This is a genomic window from Pseudonocardia sp. SID8383, from assembly GCF_009864975.1.
Taxonomy (GTDB): Bacteria; Actinomycetota; Actinomycetes; order Mycobacteriales; family Pseudonocardiaceae; genus Pseudonocardia; species Pseudonocardia alni.
Genome location: NZ_WWFY01000614.1, coordinates 1 through 458, shown reverse-complemented (window position 1 = coordinate 458; position 458 = coordinate 1). Strand labels below are relative to the sequence as shown.

1 pseudogene is annotated in these 458 nt (G+C 79.5%); it reads left to right on the top strand.

Annotated elements, in window-relative coordinates:
- Nucleotides 1-171: 171 nt before the first annotated feature.
- Nucleotides 172-458: pseudogene (locus GTW08_RS14835) on the top strand (SAM-dependent methyltransferase); the annotation flags it as partial.

Genomic DNA, 458 nt, shown 5'->3' with positions numbered 1-458 from the left:
CGCAGCGGGCAGCGCGAGGGGGCCGGCGTCGGCTGGGGTGCGGTCGCGCTCGCTCATCGCCTCCATCATCCCCACCGCCACCGGTCGCGGCGCGTTCACCCCGCCGTCGGGCGGCGTTCGGACCGGACCGGCACGGTGACCCGGTCGCGCCGCACGAGACCCCGGAGCCCGATGAGCACCGTCGCCCCGTCCACCCCGTCCCCGCACGCGTCCCCGGCCGGGACCGGTGCGTTCCTGCGGGAGTTCCTGCGCGACCCGCTGCGCACGGCGTCGGCGCTGCCGAGCTCCCGGGCGCTGGCCCTCGCCGCCACCGCACCGGTCCCCGCGACCGGGGACCCGGTCGTCGTCGAGCTGGGGCCGGGCACCGGGGCGTTCACCGACGTCATCGCCGAGCGCCTCGGCGGCCGCGGCCACCACCTGGCCGTCGAGCTGAACCCGCGCCTGGCCGCGCTGCTGCG